A 20,961-nucleotide genomic window follows, 5' to 3' on the forward strand; every position below is an offset into this window, starting at 1 on the left:
GGAACGTGGGAACAGATTCACCTCGCTTAACATCTTCGACAGCAAGGCAGCTTGATACGGTTCATCGTTCTCTACGACGCGCTACGAAAGCCGGATAGTGACGCGTCGCCTACTCAAACCGGCTAGGAGACAGCGATGAACAAAGGTGGCATGAGCGGTGGTGGCGGTCGCAGCGGCGGCTCACAAGGTGGGGGCGGGTCTCAAGGTGGCGGCAGCAAAGGAGGCAGCTCCGGCTCCAGCGGCGGCCGTGGCCAGGGCAAGGCCGGTGGCTGGCCAAGCACCACAGGCAACGTTTCGGGCGGTGGCCGTAGCAATGCACCAGCCGGGGGTGGCAAGAAGTAGACTTGACGCTCTTCCGAGAAAATAGCTACTCAACATCCGCTGTGTGTCGAGCCGTCGGCCACAGCGGGCAAGCGAAGTCACAAATCCACAGAAAATCGGCGCTTAGCTCAATGAGCCACGACCCACAGAGCGAATCTTTACTAACAGACATTCACTGCTTGCTGGGCCGTGCACTTCTGCGGTGCCAGCACCTAGAACTAATGCTCAAGGGTCTCGTGGTAGGTCGCTTCGTTTCCGTGGCTCCGGAAAATGTGAAAGCAGACGCCCACGCTCGCGAAGAGACGGTGAACGGATCCACGCTTGGCTGGCTCAAAGAAGAGCTACTTGCCAAATACTTGAGGATTGAAGGTTCTGCAGAGGATACCCGTGAGCTCGACAAAGCAGAGTCCAAAGGACACCTGACATTTCGATTCAACGTTCAGGTGCCCTCCGAATATCACGCAAGCCTTTCGCAAGACCTGTCAATCGTGCTTGAGCGTCGAAACCAGCTCGTACATCACTTTCTTGGAAACTTCGACTTGCAGACTTCTGAAGGCTGCGAGGCTTCACTGGCATATCTCAACGAAACACACCAGCTTTTCGACACCCACCTACGCAACATATGGGAGTTTGCCAAGTGTGCGTACGAAGGGCATCAAATGATGGCAGCTCATTTGCAGAGTCCCGAGTTCCAGGCCGCATTGCATGCAAAGCCACCAGCACCGAAGAAGAAGCGACACAAGCGTAAGCCTGCAGCCGCATAGATCTGCTGGATCTTTTGCTGCTCTTGGCCCTTGACCGCCTCAACAAAAAAAGGACTCCCGAAGGAGTCCTTGAAGCCTCTGTCAAAAGGCAATGACAGTCGCAGCTCTGTCATGTCAAGCATGGACTCCACCTGATCCCGGCTCTCGTACATGTTGGCGTTGCTGCGCATGAAGGTGCGCTTGCCGCCGATGTGCTCTCTCAGCTCCCGCAGGCGGTGGTAGCAATCATTCGAGGTCAGATGGATGGCCCGCTTTGACTCCAGCAGCCGCATCATCTTTTCCTTGTCATAGCCCGCCGCAGCTCAGAACGCAAAAGTAAGCGCAGCCTGTGTGCATGCAATCCTCAAACCCAAGGCCCGCAGGCTGGATGTCGTCGCAAGCACTGCGGCGGATGCACAGCTTGTCCTTAAAACTTCGTAAGTTCCCGTAATACAAAACGCCACCCCAATGCCATGCATTGCGTGCATTGGCGCGGCTTAGCGGTGGGCCGACTCGGTAGTAATTTGCGCCCCACGAAGCGGGCGGGCGCGGCGTGGGCGTCGTGGCGCGCCTCGGAGTTGAGGGCAGAGTCTGGATCAGCCTCTAGTTGTCAACCAAGCTTCCACCCAAAGCGCGAAAATCAGGAGTAGTTCAACGTTTTGAACGGTGAGGAGCCAGAGACATGAAGTGGGATATTCCGTTTCGTGACCGGGCAGAGGCTGGTCAAACCCTGGCTGCGACTTTGAGAGAGTTTCGTGAGCAAGCCGATGTGCTAGTGCTTGCCTTGCCGCGGGGCGGTGTTCCTGTCGCCTATGAAGTTGCCAATGCGCTGGCCCTGCGGCTGGATTTGATCCTAGTGCGCAAGCTGGGCATACCCGGTCACAAAGAGGTGGCGATGGGAGCCATTGCCAGTGGCGGCGTACAGGTGTTTAACGATGGCGCCATCCGTGACCTGCACATCTCCCCAGTGGCCATCGACGCAGCAATTCACGAGGAAACCCTGGAGTTGCAGCGACGAGACCAAGTCTATAGAGGCAAACGTCCTGCGCCAATCATGGTCGGGCAACGGGTGATACTGGTCGATGACGGGATAGCGACGGGTGCCACCATGCGTGCGGCGATTGTGGCGGTGCGCCAGCAGGCACCGGCGCGCATCGTTGTCGCCGTGCCGGTCGCCCCCGTTGAGACACTGGCGATGCTGCGCCCTCTTGTCGATCAACTGATCTGTCAGCTCACCCCGAAGCCCTTCCAGTCCGTTGGTCAGTACTACCGAGATTTCGCACAGACCACGGATAAAGAGGTGAAAACGCTGCTTCGCCTTGCTTGGCGGAGGGAAACGCGACAAGCAGGCGCCCCTCCCTGAACGGCAGGCGACAGGCGACAGGCCGTAGCGCGTCAAAAACGGCACTCAAAACGAGTTGCGAAATTCGCAGATCGGCCAGAAGCAGACGCTCGAGTGACGAGCACGAAGACAGGGCTCGCCACCCGATATTGATTATTTGCTCATCCCGTCCTTAGACATGGAGTCTTTCGACATCCCTTCCTTGTCCATGGCCCCCTTGGACATCTTGTCCTTACCCATGTGATCCATGGCGGACTTGTCGCTCTTGCTCATCGCGCCTTTGCCCATTCCTTTGTCCATGCCCATGGCATCTTTGTGCTTGGAGTCCTTGCCCATGCCAGGCTTCTCCATCGCCATTTGATCTTTGCCCATGGAATCTTTGCTCATAGCATCGGCGGCAAAAACCGAAGTAGCGCTCAGTGCCAGACACATGGAGAGCGCGGTGGTGGTGAATGCGTGTTTCATGATGGTACTTTCTTGGCTCAGGTGAAATAGACGGCATACGCCGCGGTGGAGATCGGAGAGGAAAACGTCGTCAGCTGCCACCGAACCAGTTGTAGCCCTGGTCTTCCCAGTAGCCTCGGTTGAAGGTATTGCTCACGAAGATGGCCTGTATGTGTTTAGGATTCTTGTAGCCAAGCTTGGTAGGCATGCGCAGCTTCATTGGGAAGCCGTACTTGGGTGGCAGAGGCTGCCCATCCCAGTCGAGTGCGAGCAGTGTCTGCGGATGCAAGGCCGTCGCCATGTCAATGCTGGTGTAGTAGTCGTCGGCACATTGAAAGCCCACATAGCGAGCGCTGAGGTCTGCCCCCACGGCGCGTAGAAAGTCGCCAAAACGTGGTCCACCCCATTTACCGATGGCGCTCCAGCCTTCCACACAGATGTGGCGCGTAACCTGCGCGTACTGCGGCAAGGCACGCAGCTCATCCAGTGTCCAGCGACGCTTGTTGGCCACAAGGCCCGTAACCTCCAAAAGAAAGCTGGACGCATCGACCTCTGGCACCTTGCTTTCGTCGTAGAAAGCATTGAAGGGAAACGGCCGGGTGATCATGGAGTCGGGGTAAGTGGGAGCAAGGCGTGAGGAGTCGAACAACCACCCCTGCACCCGATCGTTGAAATGCGAGATACGCGTCAACGCTGCTTCGGCAGTGGGGCTGTCGTCGATGCGGCACCCACTGAGCAAGCCCAAGCCGCCCAGGGTGAGCCCACGCGCCAGAAACTGCCTGCGCGATGCTTGCGGCAGTTGCTTTTTGATCAGATTGCGAGCTTCCGCAACGACGGCTTCGGCATTGTCCCTGTGCCAGATAGATGTGTTCATGATGAGCTCTCTTTGTCGGTGCTGCGGAATGTCGCGCGCCCCAGCAGCATGACCAGCAGTGAGCGTGGAACCAGTACGACCATCAGGAGGTGTACGGCAACAAAGCAGACGATGGCCGTCATGCAGAAGAAATGAATGCGCCGGGCCATGTCGTAGCCACCCATAAGCTCACGCAGTAGCGGAAATTGCACCGACTTCCAGATAACAAGGCCGCTGAGCACCAGCAAGATCAGGTCCGCGACGGCAAAGAGGTAGGCAGCACGCTGGACCTGGTTGTAATGACCTAGATCCGCATGGGACAGGCGAGCCGTCAGTGCGAGCCAAGCGTCCCGCAATATGCCCCGTGGAGAGACTGGCAGCATGCGACGTCCAAACCTGCCGGTGATCAAGTTCAGCAATAGATAAGCGAGCCCGTTGAGCACAAACAGCCACATACCTGCGAAGTGCCATTGCAGCGCACCGCCCAGCCAGCCACCCAAGGTGATGCCGTTTGGGAAGGTGAAGTCAAAAATAGGCGAAGCGTTATAGATGCGCCAACCACTCATCACCATGATCAGCACAGCCACGGCATTTAGCCAGTGGGTGATGCGTAGCCACAGCGGCTGCAGAGTGGCACTGCGTTTGGGTGGTTGATGTGTGAGGGATGGCATAAGTGCATTGTTCAGCGCACCGAGTCTCAAAGTCCTCACGGAAAGCTCAATAAATCGTGATACTTTAGTAACAGAGGTTGAAGGCCTGGATCGGCCAACTATGCAGGGAGAGGTTTAAGAGTCGAGGGTCGTGTCAGCAACGCTGTTGGGCAGCACTGAACGGCTGCAATGTGCGGCCGACGTCCCCCCCGGAATTGAGTAGCAGGTGAGCCTGGAGTCCAATCCCATGCAACAGCACCTTGCACCTGGAGAAGTCCAACCAGAATCGCAGGCCACTGGATCTGCAATCTGCGTTTGCATCACTTTTTGCTGATTCTATGGAGGTGACAGTGGCGTACCGCACTGACGCCACTTTGCAGAAATAAGGTTGGCAAACTAATGTTGTTAGCCAACATCCCTTATCCAGGTTCCTCTAAGAAGCCTCTGAGCCATAGGCAATAGCACGGTTTTCCTTCCTCCAACGCTGCTCTTCTGGGGTGTTGGGCAATGGAGGTTTCAGGCCATTGACAGTCCACAACTCAAACGGCGTTTCATCGACATGTAGCTCCCAGCGAAGTCCACGTGCAGCGACAAACGGCTCCAAGATCTTGGCGCAGCCTTGAAGAAATCTTTGTTGAGCCTCTGCATCTTTCATTGAGCGGGCTAGATGCGCGATGGTCACTCTAACGAAATCATCTGTGGGCTCGCCTCCAATATAGAAGCTGGACTTGGATAGTTCGTGGAAGAACACATTGACATAGAAGCGTGGGAGAAAGCTTTCATACATGCCAGTGATGCGCTGTGCAATAGATTGCTTGTCTTCTTCTGAGAACGCTTTTGCGGGATGGTAAATTTTCCAGAGGGGCATAGTGAACTTTCAGTGAATTGAACAAGCTCAGTGGCTATAGCGTTCTGCGGAAGCGCCACTTTGAGTGACACCGTGGACCATGACGGAGCGAGCCTGCTCGAACGCATTCCATGAATCCATGCTGCCCAAATTGGGGAAAGTCACCACCTCGCCCTGGTCATAAGCCGCCAAAGCCGTATCAACCAGTGTTTCGGGACTCATGAAAAGTTGATCTGGAAACGGGGCAGGTGTGTCTCCGAAGAACTCGGAGCGAATGGGCCCCGGCATCACCGCTTGAACTCTGACCCCGCTGTTTTGAAGTTCGCTTTGCAATGCACGTGAAAAATTGAGTACATAGGCTTTGGAGCCGCTGTAGCTGCTCGCACCTGGAGCAGGCATCAACGCCAGGATGGACCCAATGTTGATGATGCTGCCGCTCTTGGCGGCAGCGAAACGCTTGGCTGCAGCCATCGACAGACGTGTCAGCGCGATCACATTCACCTTCAGCATAGCGGCGACCGCGCTTGTGGGAACCTGAGCAGCCATACCCAAGGCTCCCGAGCCAGCGCAGTTGATCAGAAAACTTACGTCAGCAGCATCAGAGACCAATGCTTCGACGCGAAGCAGATCTGCTTCATTTGCGAGATCTGCTTGCACAACCTCGATATGCCGACGGTGTTTTATGCGCAATGCAACGGCCAGCTTTTCCAGCCGCTCACGTCGACGCGCAATGAGCACTAGGTCATAGCCACGTGCGGCAAGCCGGTCCGCGTAGACAGCACCAATGCCTGAGGAGGCACCGGTGACTATGGCAGTTCCCAAATTCTTTTCCACGATCGATCTCCAGATATGTTGCGAAACATTCACTCTAATTATTAGAGTAACTTCATGCTAACTCCAATAACTAGAGTTATGCAAGCAGAAGATCTACAATCAATGCCTTCTTGCGGATCGCGTTGGGTCCATATCTAGAGAATTGGAGTGAGCAATGCGAGCTAAAGGGTTTGAGGGAATGACATGCTCAGTCGCCGATGTGATGGGCGCTTTAGGCGATCGCTGGGGGGTGCTGATCATGCGAGACCTCCTGCTAGGACTCGCCCGCTATGACGATTTAAAGCAATCGACGGGCGTGACCAATGCGACCTTGTCAGATCGCCTGAGATCTCTGGAAGCTGCCGGTCTGATTGAACGCAGGAAATATCAATCCAAACCTGACCGCTACGAGTATGTTCTTACAGAACGTGGTCAGGACATCAGCTTGGTAATGCAGGCATTCGTTCAAGTGGGTGACCACTGGAACATGGGCAACTTGGCGGGTCCGCCTCTGCAATTTGTGAACAAGCAAACTGGCCACCCTGTGAAACTTGCAGTGATCGACAGTCAACTAGGTAAGCCTGTAGAGGCCCGCGACATCACTGTGATTGCAGGCCCAGGGGCTGATGAGCGGGTGAAATGGCGTTTAGAACGAAACGCTGGCTCACCAACATAGTCTCATCGAACTCGTGACAAAGGCAGGAGTTGCGCTGCTGCCTAACCGAGCAATGTCTGGTTTTGGCTGTGGATTCAACCGGTCAATGCAACACATGCGCTGAACATCTCAGCGGGTGTATGGAAGCCGAGCGTCTTGCGCGGCCTCTCGTTTAATTGTCTCGCTATCGCGTTGAGTTGATGCAGGGACAGCCCCGATAGGTTCATGCCCTTGGACATGTACTGCCTGAGCAACCCATTCATGTTCTCGTTACTTTCCCGCTGCCATGGGCTTTGTGGGTCGCAAAAGTAGACTTGGATGTCCGTGGCCAAGGTGAATTGCTTATGGGCATGCGTCTCGGTGCCCCTGTCCCAGGTTAGCGACTTTGAGAGTTCCTGCGGCAGTTTGCGAGCATGCTTAATGAGCGCGTTGACGACTGTCTGCGAGTCTTTGCCCCCAGGCTTCATCTCCCCACCCGTCACCCAACCCGTTCCCTCGTCAGCGTGAATATCGACCCGCCCTTCTCTGGCGCTGGTATATGAGTCATGCTTTTCGCCGCAGGCAACCAGACAGCAACAGGAACACGGGCCGCTCAATGCAAATAATGCCCATACGCGTGCGAACTTCGCAATCAAGCCTTGGCACGGGGCCTGAAGAGATGGATGGTTTCGCCGCGAGCAAGCATTCCCACCAACTGAGCGATGCGCCTGGCGCGCGTCTCGGCTCTCGCAGCCGTCTGGATACGCCACAGTATCGCGTAGCGATTGGAGGCATTGATGCTGGCAAAGAAAGTCTTGGCCGCCGGCTCGGCCTCCAGTGCAGCCTGCAGATCCTCAGGCACCGTGGACGTACGCGCACCGTCGTAGGCCCGCGCCCAGCGCCCGTCAGCCTTGGCTGCCGCTACCTGAGCCTCACCCGGGGCCTGCATGCGGCCCGCGTCAATGAGTGCCTGTACCTTGTTGACATTGATTCTCGACCAGACACTGCGCGCGCGCCTCGGCGTAAAGCGCTGAAGATAGTGTTGATCGTCAAGACTTTTCTTCTGTCCATCGATCCAGCCCCAACACAGCGCAATCTCCACCGCTTCGGGGTAGGTGACACTTGTCTCGTTGGAGCCTCGCTTGGCGATCTTGAGCCAGAGGCCATCGGAAGTCGCGTGATTCTTCTTCAGCCAGACCTCGAAGGCTTTGGCGCTCTTGAACAGGGTTGGAGCAAGTTCGAGCGGGATGCTGGATTTGACGGTAGGCATCACCTGGACCTATGCGACATGAGCATCAGCGCGGCTCGTGGCATAGAGACAGGAGCCTGATTGATGGCAGGGAAAGACAAGTTTAACCAGAGCGCCCGACCTGTGGCAGTCGCAAAACGCCCCACGACTCGCCCCCAGACCCGGGGCTCGAGCGATCACCACAACTGCGCAAGCAATCCTGTCAGCCCTGCCGCCACAATGACGTAGATGACATTGATCTTGAAGCGGAGCAACGCAATGCCTGCTGCCAGCCCAATGGCAATCGACGGCCACTCCATGTGTCCTGCAAAGCCTTGGGGCCAAACGACATGGTAGGCAAAGAAGACCGCCAGATTCAGAATGACACCCACGACCGCAGCGGTGATTCCGACCAATGGCGCGGTGAATTTAAGCTTGCCGTGGGTGGACTCGATAAAGGGGCCCCCCAGGAAAATGAAAAAGAACGACGGCAGAAAAGTGAAGAAGGTCACGATCACTGCTGCGACGACTCCAGCGAGCAGCAGCGAATCCACACCGAAGATCGCCTTTGTCCAGCCGCCTACAAAGGCCACAAAGGACACCACCATGATGAGCGGGCCCGGAGTGGTCTCCCCCAAAGCCAGGCCATCGATCATTTGTGTTGCAGTCAACCAATGGAAGTTCTCCACCGCGCCCTGGTACACATAGGGAAGCACCGCATAGGCGCCACCAAAAGTCATCAGCGCGGCCTTGGTGAAGAACCACCCCATTTGTACCAAGGCAGACTCCAGACCAAACGCCATGGCGAGCGCGCCCATCACGCTGGCCCACAGCGTCAGGCAGACCAGCGACACCCTCCAGAATCCTCGCCAGGAAAATAGGGCATGCGCAGGAGTGGGAGTGTCGTCGTCGATCAATGCAGCCCCGAGTGACTGACGCGCATTGCCTTTTTCATGACTGGAGCCACCAAAGGCCTCGGGGCGCAATTTACCGCCGATGAAACCGATGGCTGCAGCCGCAATGACAATGAGCGGGAACGGAACATTGAGGGCAAAAATGGCGAGAAACGCAGCAGCCGCAATTCCCCAATGCCAGCTACTCTTGAGCGACCTGGTGCCCACCCGGTAGGCCGCCTGTGCCACAAGCGCCGTCACAGCGGGCTTGATGCCATAGAAAATGCCTGTAATGACCGGCATGTCGCCATGGGCCATATACAGCCAGGCCAGAGCCATGATGATGAACAGCGATGGCAGGACAAAGAGAACCCCTGCCAGAATGCCGCCCCATGTCCGGTGCAGCAACCATCCCAGGTAGGTGGCAAGCTGCTGAGCCTCGGGCCCCGGCAGCAGCATGCAGTAGTTCAGGGCGTGGAGAAATCGCTTCTCTGAAATCCATCGGCGGCGGTCTACAAGCTCCTCATGCATGAGTGCTATTTGACCTGCGGGGCCGCCAAAGCTGATGAAGCCCAGCTTGAACCAAAAACGCAGCGCTTCCGAAAGAGAAAGAGAAGCCGGCACAACCGGATCGGTGGGCCTGGGCAAAGCGGTGTCCATAAAAACTCCATAGGGAATACCCAGCTCTTGGACGGGACACCGTCTACCCTTGCGGGACGGGAGGCTGCTTTCCCGATGCAGAAATTCTAGCCCAATCGCCCGGGGCTCTCGTACACGCAGAAGACAAAGTCTGCAGCGACCGAGAGCAGCGCCAGCATATGGAACACAGCCGCACTTGCCGTGTTCCGCAAGAGCATGCATTTCAGTCTCTGACGCCCAGCGCTCCTTCGCGGCAGATCTCTCGCGCAGATGAAGGCGCCGAGCGCCGGATTTCCCCCCTTGAAGCACACCGCAGCTCAGATCCCTAGAACCGCATCACCGATGGACCTGCTTTCAATATTCAGGCTGCTTCCACAATCGACGAGACATCCAGCACATACATCTGGCGCTGGCCCTCATGTACCGAGTCAATGCAGACCTGCTTGCCATCCCGGCTCCAGCGCGGGTGCAGGTCACACCGGTTTTCCTTGCTCAGTTCCGGGGTGGCATAGAAGCTGCCGAGATTGTGGCGCTCGCCGGTCTGCATATCGAACAGGAACAGAAAGCGCTCGTGCGTGCTGTCGTCGGGATAGGTATCACTCAGCATCCAGCGTGTGCTCACCGGCGAGAACGTCATATGCCCGTTTTCCACCAGCACATCGCGGCCAACCACCTGCACCTCGCCTCCCTCAACGTCGTGATAAAGGTGGTAGTGGATCTCGCCGGCATGCGGCCCCCAGACAATGATGTGCTTGTTGTCCTGCCACAGGGGATGAGAGATCTGGTACTCCGACTTTTCATAGTCAAACGTACCTACGGCACTGGGGTCGAAGTCGTCGGCCAGCTGCGGCAGCGGATGATCCGAGCACTCCAGCAAGCGCATGTCCGATCCGTCCGGATTCATGGTTATCAGGCGGTGCAGAAAGCAGGTCTCATCTTTCACACGCTCTGTCCAGCGATGCAGAAAAAGTATGCGTGAGGAAGCAGGGTTGATCTCGATATGGCTTACCCAGTGGATGGCCTTGTCCATCGACGGCACATGATGGAATGCCTTTAGTTGCGCATAGCTGACCAGCAACCGGGCATCGCCTGTCGCCAGCTCCATGCGCCAGATGCCGTCATCGGGGGGCGCCAGAGGCAATTCAAAAGGCTGGCCCGGCTCGCTGTAACCAATGGTCTCGTGCGTGATGTACAGACGCCGGTAGTTGACCGACAGCGCCCAGGCACTGCTGGGTGCCACCACATACACGGGCATGGGCATAACGCGGCGCTCTTGCGAATCCACATCCACCACCACGGCACCCAAGCCCGGGTAACGAGCGGACATATCGCCCGTGCGATCGTTATAGATCAGCTTGCGGCCCGGTGCGCCGTCAAGCCATTGCAGCTGGCTGCCCATCTGGAAGTTCCAGGCACCGGTCTCGCCCACTGCGTGAAAGCGGTCACCGTCCTGCGTGTCGAAATAGCCAATCGTGGCCTTGACCTCTGGCGTCAGATAGATGTCCATCCAGGGCGTTTGCTGGGCTGCCAGCAGGCGATTGCTTTTGTCCCAGTTGGACTTGTTGTAGTAGCCAAAGAAGTGATGAAGGCTGCCGTTACCCACGCGTCGGCAGGGAGCAAAAGAAGAATGAGAAGAGGTCGTCATTGGATGTCAAGCAGTAGCGTCGCAGCTCAGGCTGCGACTCGAAAGCGATGCAGGGCATGAAGAAGCCCGGCCCTGATTAGTTCGCCGTAATCTTTCCGGCAGCGATCACCTGATCCCAGCGCTGCTTTTCCCTGGCCACAAGGCTCTGCGCCTCTGCCGGGGTATTGGCCACGGCACTCATCCCTTGATCCTGCAGACCCTTGCGGAACTCGGGCGTATTGACCACCTTGCGGATGTCTTCACTGAGCTTGTGCACCACTGCCTGAGGCACCTTGGAAGACACGGCGACCGTGGTCCATGATGTGGCCACATAGTCCTTCATTCCGGCCTCGCTGGCCGTCGGCACATCCGGCAATGCTGCCAGGCGTTCATTGCCTGTGACCGCCAGTGCCTTGAGCTTGCCGCCCTTGACGTGCGCCAGCACTGTCGGTGGGTTCTCGAACATCAGCTGAATCTGGCCGCCAAGCAAATCGTTGAGCGCGGCAGAACTGCCACGATAAGGAACATGAACAATAGGCGCACCGGACTGCAGCTTGTACAGCTCCCCCATCATATGAACCGACGAGCCCACGCCAGCAGAGCCAAAATTGATGCTGCCTGGCTCCTGCTTGGCAAGCGCGGTCAGCTCCTGCAGATTCCTGACCGGAAGATTGGGGGTTGCGACCACGACATGGGGCATCTCCGCCAGCACGGTGACAACGCGCAACTCCTTGGCAGGGTCGTAAGGCAGCTTTTTGTAGACCGCGTAAGCAGCATGCAATCCGATCGACCCCACCATCAGCGTGTAGCCGTCTGCCGGCTGATCGGACACGTATTTCCCACCCAGATGGCCGCCTGCACCGGGCTTGTTCTCGACCACCACGGCTTGATTCCACATACGGCCGAGCCTGTCGGCAAGCATACGGGCTTGCACGTCCGAGCTGCCACCCGCAGTGAACGGCACGATGATGCGAATTTGACGAGCAGGATTGGGATATGCGGAGCTGCCTTCAGCCCAGGCTGAGCCCACACTTGCCAACGTTGCGGCAGCCAGCATTCCCATACACAGAGAGCGACGAGCGCTAATGCAAACCATCTAATGACTCCTTGGATTTGATGCGCCTTCAATTCCTGAAAACGCATGCACTTATTCGTATGGAAGTCAGTGTAGAAAGCCTAACCTAATCGGAAAAATTCATTTTTCAAACTCATCTATACGCAGCTGGTATACCCTTGCCTCTCAGCATCCAACCGATTGCGCCATGCCACGCCCTTTGAGTTTTAAAGAAATTGAAGCATTTCGTGCCGTGATGCAAACCGGCACCACGATCGCCGCTGCGCAGTTGCTGCACACCACCCAACCATCCATCAGCCGTCTGCTGGCTCAGATGCAGACGGGCGCGGACCTGAAGCTGTTTGATATGCATAAAGGGCGGCTGCGCCCGACTGCAGAGGCGCGGGAGCTCTTTTCGACGGTGCAGCAACATTTCGTCGGTCTGGACCGCATTGAGCGCGACCTTCAGGGGCTGCGGCAGTTCGGTGCAGGCACTCTGCGCATAGGCTGCACCCCGGCACTGGGCTTGTCCATCGTTCCTGCGGCCCTGCACAATTTTCTGCGGCACTACCCGGGCACGCACATCAGTCTGCAGACGCTAGGCACTACACATCTTCGGCAAGGACTGCTGCACGGCCAGTTTGACCTGGTGGTCAGCACCATGGCCATTGGCTCTCCTGAACTCAACGCAAGCGTTCTGCATCAGACCCAGGCCGTCTGCGTCATGCATCCGGGCCATCCGCTGGCACAGCACAGCAGCCTGCATGTCCAGGACCTGGAAAACCAGCTGCTGCTGACTTTGAATTCGGACGACAACATCTACCTGCAACTGCAGCGAACCATGCTCGAGCATGATGTCCGGCCCAGCTCAACTGTCGAGACCACCTACTCTTCCACCATCTGCTGCCTCGCAGCGCAAGGTACAGGCTTGGGCGTAGTGAACCCCTACGTGGCGGCAACATTTGCGTCAAGCCTCTGCATCAAACCGTTCCTGCCCGAGTGCTCAGTAGAGGTGGCGCTAGCACTGCCAAGTCATTCGGCACCTTCGGAACGCACGCAATGCTTCGTCGAGGAGCTGCAAAAACAGCTGGCAACATAAGCAGCCCGGCTCTGCGGCAAAGGCTAACCACTCAAGAAGACTCCAGCGTCAGATGGCTGCGAACGCCAAATGCGCCTCAACGGTCTGCGCCCGCAACAGAGCATATGCGCATGGATGCGGTTGAATTCCGGCGATAGTCAGAGGGCCCCTTACCGGGCCTTGCATTGGATCGGCACCATGCGGCCGACTTCGACCGTCAGATCCAGTCCTTTTCCTCGGATGGTATTGGGCCCGTTGCTATAAACAAATCCGGAGCCGCTTGGCTGCTGTGGAAGCTCTATGCCTTGACCGCCGCGTATCAAGACTGCTTTGCTGTTGGCAGGCGAGAAACGCACCGAAATGGATTCTCCGTTTGCACAGGTGAATGCAACTTCACGGTCTGCATCTTGAGACGGCGCAGAACTGCAGGCACTGACGGCGATTGCGGCTAGCATGGCAAGCCCGATGACTTTCATAGACTTCTCCCGTGATATTTCAGGGCAAGACTCAGGCAGCCATGAAGAACTCTTGTGTCTTGAAGCACTTCCAGAACTTGGCGGATCGCCTTTGCCTCGACAGGTTGGAATGCTCCAACCCGCTACAAGCTCCGGCAGTCAGACTGCAACGCGAAGCGGAACTTGATTGACGCATACCTGAGCTCAGGCTGAGCTCACACGTCTGTCGCGCTCCTTGTCCCGGTAAAGGCGTGCTTTTTCGGCATACATGGCCTTGTCCGCCCCTTGAACAATGCTTTCTATCGGCGTGCCTTCCTGGCCACAGGCATGGCCCATGGAGACCTGGATGCTGTGACCCGGATAGAACTGATTGTTCAGCTCCAGCAAGGACAAGATGCGCTCCTTCAAGGCCACGGCACCGCGTTCATCGGTTCCCGGCAAAAGCACGACAAACTCATCGCCGCCGATGCGGGCGGCGCAGGCCGGCGCATCCACTGCCTTGGCGAGAACTTCTCCCATACGCCTCAGCATGGCATCGCCTGCAGTATGACCATGCTCGTCGTTGACGACCTTGAGTCCATTCATATCGATGGCAAGCATCGACAAGGGCCAGGGCCCTTTGCGCGACAGCCTGTTCAGCTCTTCGGTATAGAAAGCGCGGTTGCGCAACTGGGTCAACACATCATGCTTGCCCAGATATTCAAGATAAGCCTCGGCCTTCTTGCGAGCGGTGATATCCACTAGTGACAGCAGCACCAAGCCCCATTTCTCCGCATGGCTGCTCATGATGGCGAACTCCATATGAATATGGAGCACATCGCCAGCCAGCCCGTAGTTCACCACTTCCCGCTGCTGCACCAGCTTACCCTCCCAAAGGTCTATCAGCTGCTCGGCAAACGAATCGTACATCTCGCCCCTGAAAACCTTGGACAGATTCTGCAGCAGTTGCTGCTTGCTCTGGGCACCGAACATTTGCAGCGTCTGGCGATTGACATCGAGCACCTGGATTTCCTGCATGCAGCGGGTCACGAATTCCGGATGCACTTTCAGAAAAGTCCGGAAATCGGTGATTCCGCGCGCTCGAACATCGTCCATCAGGCGCTTGACCACGCTGAAGTCCTCGACCCACAGCGACACCGGCGAGTACTCGAACAGGTCTCTGGAGTATTGCTCGCTGCGCTGAAGCTTCATCGTGCTCTGCACCTCCCCAGTCACATCCTCCAGAGAAACCAGCACCCGGCTCCAGCTTTTCTCGTAACCCGGCAGTACACGCGCCCTCACCTGCACATCAAGTCGCCGTCCATCCAGGGCATAGTTGACCGAACGGGTCTCGAAATTGAGCGCACCTTCCCAGAGAGCGACCAGTTCGCTCATGATGCTGTCGAGCATGTCGCCGCGAAAGACCTCGCTCAGCCGGCTCTTCAGGGTTTCCTCATCTTCGGCCTTGAACAACTCAAGCGTGTATTGATTGACCCGCAGCACCTTGTAGGACTGACTGCAAAGCTTGAGCCGCTCCGGATCTTCTTTGAGAAAACTGAGCAGATCGCTCACGCCCTGCGCCCGCCATTGATCGAAAATCTGTCTCAGGCCGCTGTAATCCTCCATCCAGAGCGATACCGGGGCCAGGTTGAACATATCCTCGAAGTCCAGACCTTCTGCGAGCGAATTTTTCACAAACAATACCTCCGCCAACGATTATTACCGAGACTTCAAGCCTGCACGCGGCCCTCTTTTACCAGGTCGATCGACTGTCGTGCAGCAATGAAAAAGACTCCCAGGGAGTCTTTAAGTCAGATCACCTCAGGCTGTCTCTGCCTTGCGGCTTTCACTTTGTACATCGCAGCATCGGCTTTCTGCAGAGCATCGTCCACATCGGTGTCATCGGGCATCAAACAGACCATGCCCACGCTGGCTCCTGCGTACTTGATCTCACGTCCGTCGGCCAATTGCAAGATGGCGACAGAGGCTTTGCTCAGTCGCAACTGCATCTCCCTGATCACGGCCTCAGCGTCTTCATCCAGCAGAGGCCCTGCACCGACCATGACGAATTCATCGCCACCGAAACGAGCCAGCATGTCACTGCTGCGTAGTCCTGCTCGCAATTGTTCGGCCATGGCACGCAGCAACGCATCCCCAGCCTCATGACCAAACTGGTCATTGATCTGCTTGAAGCGGTCAAGATCCACAAAGCCCACCAGCACCCATTCACGAGTGCGGCGGCAATGAGCAATGAGCCGGTTGAGCTCCTCGGTCACGCAGCGACGATTGGGCAATCCAGTCAGGGCATCGAGCATGGCCAGCGAGGCCAGCTCCTGGTTGGCATGCTGCAGCGATCTCACCAGTTGCTCGCGCTCGGCAAAACCTGCAATGATCTTGGCAAACAGGCGCAGCAGATCCTCTGCCTCTGCTGCCAGAGCGACGGAATGGTCGCTGGCTGCACACAAAGTGCCGAACAGCGCACCATTGGAAAAACGCACGGGCGTGCTCACATAAGTCTGGATACCCAGTTGACGCGCTGCATCCGAGTCGCCCCAGCACTCGCCAACATTGTCAGTAAAGGTACGCCCTTCGTCGAGCGAGCGCTTGCACAAGGTGTCGTGCCAGGGCACCTCCAGCCCTTCGGGGATCTTCATTCCTCCCGTATTCAAGGAGTACAGAACATTCTGAATACCGCGTGCCTCATCAACGGTGGTGAGATAGGCCGACTCCAGATCAGTCACTTCCACCATGATTTCCAGAAGAGGTCGCGTGAAGCTGGGCAAATTCTGAGATGCGGAGACTGTCTGGGAAAGACGTTGAATAATTGATGGCATGGTGCAATTTGGGGGTACGACCGAACGACAAGTGCGGCAGCTCAAGCAAAGCCTAGAGCCTGGGCATCATCACTTTCATTCGACTGAGACTATCTTTCAATCATGCAATGAAAGCCAGATTCCGACGCTCATATTTTCAAGCAATCGATTGTCAGACTAGGCCCAAGGCCACAGAACCCTGACACGCAAACCGCCCAGTTGCGGCGACTCGTCAAGCCACAACTGGGCACCGCTGCTTTGCGCAATGCTTTGCGCAATGGCCAGTCCCAGGCCACTGCCGCCGGCCATGCCACCAGCGCCTTGACCTCGCACAAAGCGCTGCAGGACGCGCTGACGCTCGGCCTGTGCAATGCCAGGCCCCGAGTCTTCCACCACCAGTGCACGTCCGTGCTCGTCCTGCAACCAGCCCACATCGACCCGTCCTCCGCCAGGCACGTATTTGATCGCGTTGTCCAGCAGATTGCGCAGCAGCACCGCCAGTGCCCCGGCGTCTGCAGGCACGCTGAATGCGGACTGCTGCTGCGGGTCCTCACTCAGGCCCATGTCCAGCCCCTTGGCCTGGGCAGCCGGCGCGGCATCAGCCAGGGCCTGCTCGACCAGCACGCGCAAGTCAGCCAGCGGCGCATCTTCACTCTGCGGCCTGGCTTCCTGCCTGGCCAATGCCAGCAACTGCTCCACCAGTCGCCTGGCGCGCTCGATCCCTTGGGCCAGACGAGCCTGCGCTGCCTCGCGCTCAGCGCTGTCCGTCGCTTTGCGCAGCAGTTGCAATTGCAGCTGCAACGCGGCCAGCGGCGAGCGCAGCTCATGCGCTGCATCTGCCACGAAATTCTGCTGGACCTCAAAAGCCTGCCGTACGCGCTGCAGCAGGCTGTTGAGCTCCTCTACCAGCGGGCGCATCTCATCCGGCAGATCATGCTCCGCCACGGGTGCCAGATCCTGGGGCTGACGCAGGGCCAACTCCCTGCGCACCCGATGCACGGGAGTCAGTGAACGGCGAATCACCCACCACACGGCCAGCGCCAGCAGCGGCAACAGCAACACCACAGGCAACAAGCTGCGCCAGGCGGCATCACGCGCGAGCATCTGACGCACGCGCATGTCCTGTGCAATCTGAATCACCTGAGAGCGTGTCTGCAGTGAAAACACACGGTAGGTCGTGCCACGCGCAGGCACATCGGCAAAGCCCAGCACAGCCATCTGGGGCAAGGCATCGCCCAGAGCCGACTCGAAGATTCTCAGTCCCTCATTGGTCCAGACCTGGACAATGAACTCGTTGTTTTCATCTTCGGGCGGCGTTCCCTGGGGCCTGCCTTTGGCGTCGACCGGCAGACCTGCCCGCAGTGCAAACGCCGTCTGCTGCATCTGGTAGTCGAACAGGGTATCGGTCTGCTCCAGAGCATTGCGATAGGCAAAAGCCCCTTGCAGAACAGCCACCAGCAAAATCGCCATGCCGATGAACAGCAGCAGGCGTGCGCCCAGCGAACCAGGCAGCTTCAGCCGCTTCAATGCCTGGTTTTTGCTCACGGTCTGGGCACCATATATCCAAGACCGCGCACATTGAGCACTGCTGCGGCGCCGAGCTTTTTGCGCAGCCCGTGGATATAGACCTCCACCGCATTGCTGCTGACCTCGTCGCCCCAGCCATAGAGCTTGTCTTCGATTTGCTGACGTGACAGCGTGGCCCCCGGCCTTGCCAGCAATGCCTGCAGCACTGCCCATTCACGACCTGACAGAGTGACCGGCTGACCATTCACGCTGGCCTCGCGAGTATTGGGGTTCAGCATGACGCCGCCATGTTCGTACACCGCATCCAGGTGCCCCGCAGCACGCCGCGTTAGCGCGCGAATGCGGGCCAGCAGCTCATCCATGTCATAGGGTTTGATGACATAGTCATCGGCCCCGGCGTCCAGCCCCGCAATGCGGTCACCCACGGCGTCCCTGGCGGTTGCAACCAGCACCGGCGTGGCATCCTTGCGCGCACGCAACTGGCGCAGCACCTGCAAGCCGTCAAGCTTGGGCAATCCCAAATCGAGCAGCACCAGATCGTACTGGTGGCCATGCAAGGCCGTATCGGCCTGGGCTCCATCCTGAACCCAGTCCACCACATAGCCCTCACCGCGCAGCAGCGCCAGCACGGCCTGACCAATCATGGTGTCATCTTCAACGAGCAGTAAACGCATGGCGCAAGGATAGCGCCGCTACAGCAGGAATGCCCAGCACCAGAAACAAAGGGTGCATCGCACGCGGCCTGCATGCCCGCAAGGCGGCAAGCGAGGCGGCCCCAGCCCAAGCGGGCAAGCCGCCACCTCACATGAGGGGCTGCCGGTTACACCGCAGCTTCGATGCCGGGCATCGCCATACGAGCCTTGGTCAATGCCATGCCCAGGTTGGCGGTACGGCGACAGACAAAGACTGCCACATAGTCGGGCACCGCCTTGCTACGCAGAAAGACGTGAATCAGGTTATCGCTGTTGACGATGATTTCCTGAAAATAGTGGTGACCATCATCACTGAGACCGCGCGAACGCTTGAACAAGGTCTCAATCATGGAGATATTGGGGCCGTTGAACAGGTCGGCCGTAGCCGCCGCCACCAGATCAATCACCTCACGCGGATGGGAGTCCACGGTGCGAATCGACAGCAACATGCCCGAAGCAGCATCCACATAACCAGCGGCCAGGCACTCAGGGACCGAAGCCACGGCCTTCGTCAATACGGTATCCAAACTCATTACGCTCTCACTTTCCTGTTGCTAATCTTTCGCGTCATGGCCGTTTGCAGTCCGCAGCGGCCATGCTTTGGTGATCTTGAAAACATCACGCCATCTTTTGCAGCAGTGCGTTTTCGAATTCATAAAGAAGCGCTTCCTGCGCCTCGGATTGCACATACTGAGCATCAATCAATCGCACACGGCGCAAAGCCTCTTCGGCAGTCAGGCCCTCGCGCACCAGCCAGGCGGCAAGCACGGTTCCGGTGCGGCCCAATCCGGCAAGGCAGTGCACGGCAAGCACTTCTCCACGGCGCAGAGCGACCGACATGCGTGCCAGCAGCATCTGCATCTGTGCCACTGTCGGTGGCTCTTGGTCATAGACCGGCAGGTGAAAGTTCTTGAGCCCATTGCGGGTCAAGGCATCCTGCGGGAAGTCCTTTTCCGTCAGCGTGATCAGCATGGTGATGCCGCAACGGCTCAGAGCTTTGAGGTCGGAGTCCATGTCGTGCACCACGCCCGGCCAGGGCGTACCTGCCAGCCTCCCTGGCACCAGCCAGGAAAATCCGTTCGGGCCACGGCTGGCTGGCATGGCATTTTCAGCGGCCAGCAATGGCTGCATTTCCATCAGCACAGCCGCATTCGGGGTGCGAGGCTGATAGCGGGCTGCAGGGGACAGGCCAGATGACGCGACCGCTGCCGGTTGCGGCAGAGCAGGCTCAGGCGCAGAGACCGACGTTGACGCAGGCAGCACGGGTTCTAATTTGAGGGGAGCCACGACCTCACTCACTGCTGCCGAAGATGCAGGCAGGTCGGAAAATTCGGCAATGGCCGCCAAGGCGGCGGCAGGCAAGGGAGGTGGCGGCAGCACATCGTCGGCCAGCTCATTCAAGGGGGTGCCCGGCATGGGGACAGCGCAGCTGCCGGTACGCAGGAATTGCTGACCGGCGGCACTGAGCGGCCGCTGAGTGAACGCAGCCATTGCTGCGGCTTCCTGGATACGCCCGCCTGCGAGCAACAGCATCTGCTGCGCAGCAGCCTGGGCATGCTGCTGCTGGTGCGTGATCAGCAGCACACTGCGCTGCTGACCGATCTGCCTGATCAAGTCCAGCAACAAAAATGCCTCATAGCCTTCCAGGTCGGCCGTTGGCTCATCCACCATCAACACCGCAGGCCGGGCCCAGGCCTCGCGCAGAATGGCTACGGCGCGTTGCTGCACCGCGCTCAACAGCATGGTGGACTTATCCAGAGCCTGGGCCAGCTCGGCAAAGCCATAGTGCTGCAGCTGTGCAGTCACCCACCGACGCCACTCCAGTGGCGCACGGTGCTCGGTCCGACGTGCTTTCTCGATCAGAGCATCCAGGGTACTGGCGCGCATAAGCCGGGCATGCTGCTGTACCAGGCGCGGCAAGGCCTGCGCGCCGTCGACGCTCAAAGGCATGTGCAATGGCTGAGCGGCATAGACCACCTGCCCCCAGCTGCGAAAGCGCGGATTGCTCGCATTCAGCCCGGCCAGCGTGCGCAGCAGCGTGGACTTGCCCGTGCCCGCAGGACCCAGCAAAGCGGTTACGCCTAATTGCGGCAGCGTGAAATCCACTTCAGCCAGAACCACCCGTTGACCAAATGAAACGCCCAGGCCTTGCACCTGCAGACTGTGTTGCTGATTCAAAAACTCCTCCCGTCGCAACGCCTGCTCCGAAGAGCCGTCACGATGTATTTGCGGTCAAGCTGAATCGCCACCACATGACGTCAAAAAGACAAATGAATACGTCAACTTGACAGTCTATGGCATTACCTCTCCTGAAACTCGTTACTTCTTGAAA

21 protein-coding genes and 1 pseudogene are annotated in these 20,961 nt (G+C 57.9%); 4 read left to right on the forward strand and 18 right to left on the reverse strand.

The window, feature by feature from the left end; all coding sequences use genetic code 11:
• The first annotated feature begins 135 nt into the window (after positions 1–135).
• Positions 136–342, forward strand: coding sequence for a hypothetical protein (locus AC1RTQ_RS01435; protein ID WP_492873829.1), 207 nt, complete (start codon positions 136–138; stop codon positions 340–342).
• 649 nt (positions 343–991) lie between these two features.
• Here AC1RTQ_RS01435 and AC1RTQ_RS01440 read toward each other — a convergent pair.
• A complete protein-coding gene (locus AC1RTQ_RS01440; protein WP_492873831.1) occupies positions 992–1,360 on the reverse strand; it encodes a hypothetical protein in 369 nt (122 codons plus the stop codon).
• A 386-nt stretch (positions 1,361–1,746) separates the two neighbouring features.
• On the opposite strand from AC1RTQ_RS01440, the gene AC1RTQ_RS01445 reads away from it, so the two are divergent.
• Positions 1,747–2,427 (forward strand): phosphoribosyltransferase, encoded by a 681-nt coding sequence (locus tag AC1RTQ_RS01445; RefSeq protein ID WP_492873832.1) that lies wholly within the window; start codon positions 1,747–1,749, stop codon positions 2,425–2,427.
• A 132-nt stretch (positions 2,428–2,559) separates the two neighbouring features.
• On the opposite strand, the gene AC1RTQ_RS01450 is transcribed toward AC1RTQ_RS01445, so the two are convergent.
• From AC1RTQ_RS01450 to AC1RTQ_RS01470, 5 genes are all read right to left on the reverse strand, one after another.
• On the reverse strand, positions 2,560–2,871 hold the full coding sequence (locus tag AC1RTQ_RS01450; protein WP_409814923.1) for a hypothetical protein: 312 nt from the start codon (positions 2,869–2,871) through the stop codon (positions 2,560–2,562).
• A 70-nt stretch (positions 2,872–2,941) separates the two neighbouring features.
• On the reverse strand, positions 2,942–3,724 hold the full coding sequence (locus AC1RTQ_RS01455) for a molybdopterin-dependent oxidoreductase (protein ID WP_492873834.1): 783 nt from the start codon (positions 3,722–3,724) through the stop codon (positions 2,942–2,944).
• Positions 3,721–4,374 (reverse strand): cytochrome b/b6 domain-containing protein, encoded by a 654-nt coding sequence (locus tag AC1RTQ_RS01460; RefSeq protein WP_492873836.1) that lies wholly within the window; start codon positions 4,372–4,374, stop codon positions 3,721–3,723. Before AC1RTQ_RS01460 ends, AC1RTQ_RS01455 begins: the two co-directional genes overlap by 4 nt.
• A 412-nt stretch (positions 4,375–4,786) precedes the next feature.
• Positions 4,787–5,221: a tautomerase family protein gene (locus AC1RTQ_RS01465; RefSeq protein ID WP_492873837.1), complete on the reverse strand. Its 435-nt coding sequence runs from the start codon at positions 5,219–5,221 to the stop codon at positions 4,787–4,789.
• A gap of 27 nt (positions 5,222–5,248) precedes the next feature.
• On the reverse strand, positions 5,249–6,034 hold the full coding sequence (locus AC1RTQ_RS01470) for an SDR family NAD(P)-dependent oxidoreductase (RefSeq protein WP_492873839.1): 786 nt from the start codon (positions 6,032–6,034) through the stop codon (positions 5,249–5,251).
• A gap of 154 nt (positions 6,035–6,188) precedes the next feature.
• Between AC1RTQ_RS01470 and AC1RTQ_RS01475 the strand changes: the two genes are divergently transcribed.
• The gene (locus tag AC1RTQ_RS01475; RefSeq protein ID WP_492873841.1) at positions 6,189–6,689 is read left to right on the forward strand and encodes a winged helix-turn-helix transcriptional regulator; all 501 of its coding nucleotides are present in this window, start codon (positions 6,189–6,191) and stop codon (positions 6,687–6,689) included.
• Between the two features lie 74 nt (positions 6,690–6,763).
• Here the strand turns inward: AC1RTQ_RS01475 and AC1RTQ_RS01480 are convergent.
• From AC1RTQ_RS01480 to AC1RTQ_RS01500, 5 genes and pseudogenes are all read right to left on the reverse strand, one after another.
• Positions 6,764–7,120, reverse strand: a pseudogene (locus AC1RTQ_RS01480) (IS30 family transposase); the annotation flags it as partial.
• Positions 7,121–7,299: 179 nt separating this feature from the next.
• The gene (locus AC1RTQ_RS01485; protein ID WP_492873842.1) at positions 7,300–7,917 is read right to left on the reverse strand and encodes a YdeI/OmpD-associated family protein; all 618 of its coding nucleotides are present in this window, start codon (positions 7,915–7,917) and stop codon (positions 7,300–7,302) included.
• A 155-nt stretch (positions 7,918–8,072) separates the two neighbouring features.
• A complete protein-coding gene (gene chrA / locus AC1RTQ_RS01490) occupies positions 8,073–9,428 on the reverse strand; it encodes a chromate efflux transporter (RefSeq protein ID WP_492873844.1) in 1,356 nt (451 codons plus the stop codon).
• 340 nt (positions 9,429–9,768) lie between these two features.
• On the reverse strand, positions 9,769–11,052 hold the full coding sequence (locus tag AC1RTQ_RS01495; RefSeq protein ID WP_492873846.1) for a hypothetical protein: 1,284 nt from the start codon (positions 11,050–11,052) through the stop codon (positions 9,769–9,771).
• Positions 11,053–11,128: 76 nt separating this feature from the next.
• On the reverse strand, positions 11,129–12,127 hold the full coding sequence (locus tag AC1RTQ_RS01500) for a Bug family tripartite tricarboxylate transporter substrate binding protein (protein WP_492873847.1): 999 nt from the start codon (positions 12,125–12,127) through the stop codon (positions 11,129–11,131).
• A gap of 166 nt (positions 12,128–12,293) precedes the next feature.
• Between AC1RTQ_RS01500 and AC1RTQ_RS01505 the strand changes: the two genes are divergently transcribed.
• Entirely contained in the window at positions 12,294–13,184 is an 891-nt protein-coding gene (locus tag AC1RTQ_RS01505) for a LysR family transcriptional regulator (protein ID WP_492873850.1), read from the forward strand.
• A 149-nt stretch (positions 13,185–13,333) separates the two neighbouring features.
• Here the strand turns inward: AC1RTQ_RS01505 and AC1RTQ_RS01510 are convergent, their stop codons facing one another.
• The 7 genes from AC1RTQ_RS01510 to AC1RTQ_RS01540 form a co-directional block, all read right to left on the reverse strand.
• Positions 13,334–13,639, reverse strand: coding sequence for an MliC family protein (locus tag AC1RTQ_RS01510; RefSeq protein ID WP_114863172.1), 306 nt, complete (start codon positions 13,637–13,639; stop codon positions 13,334–13,336).
• Positions 13,640–13,822: 183 nt separating this feature from the next.
• Positions 13,823–15,292 carry a sensor domain-containing diguanylate cyclase gene (locus AC1RTQ_RS01515; protein ID WP_492873852.1) on the reverse strand — a complete coding sequence of 490 codons (1,470 nt, stop codon included), beginning with the start codon at positions 15,290–15,292 and terminating at the stop codon, positions 13,823–13,825.
• Between the two features lie 116 nt (positions 15,293–15,408).
• The gene (locus tag AC1RTQ_RS01520; protein WP_492873854.1) at positions 15,409–16,431 is read right to left on the reverse strand and encodes a sensor domain-containing diguanylate cyclase; all 1,023 of its coding nucleotides are present in this window, start codon (positions 16,429–16,431) and stop codon (positions 15,409–15,411) included.
• 156 nt (positions 16,432–16,587) lie between these two features.
• The gene (locus AC1RTQ_RS01525) at positions 16,588–17,955 is read right to left on the reverse strand and encodes an ATP-binding protein (protein WP_492873855.1); all 1,368 of its coding nucleotides are present in this window, start codon (positions 17,953–17,955) and stop codon (positions 16,588–16,590) included.
• Entirely contained in the window at positions 17,952–18,611 is a 660-nt protein-coding gene (locus tag AC1RTQ_RS01530) for a response regulator (RefSeq protein ID WP_256494780.1), read from the reverse strand. Before AC1RTQ_RS01530 ends, AC1RTQ_RS01525 begins: the two co-directional genes overlap by 4 nt.
• Before the next feature lie 146 nt (positions 18,612–18,757).
• Positions 18,758–19,162, reverse strand: a complete 405-nt coding sequence (locus tag AC1RTQ_RS01535; protein ID WP_182284477.1) for a hypothetical protein — start codon at positions 19,160–19,162, stop codon at positions 18,758–18,760.
• Between the two features lie 85 nt (positions 19,163–19,247).
• Positions 19,248–20,807 (reverse strand): phosphatase domain-containing protein, encoded by a 1,560-nt coding sequence (locus AC1RTQ_RS01540; RefSeq protein ID WP_492873857.1) that lies wholly within the window; start codon positions 20,805–20,807, stop codon positions 19,248–19,250.
• Between the last annotated feature and the right edge of the window lie 154 nt (positions 20,808–20,961).

Source organism: Comamonas sp. GW821-FHT11H03 (assembly GCF_058807955.1).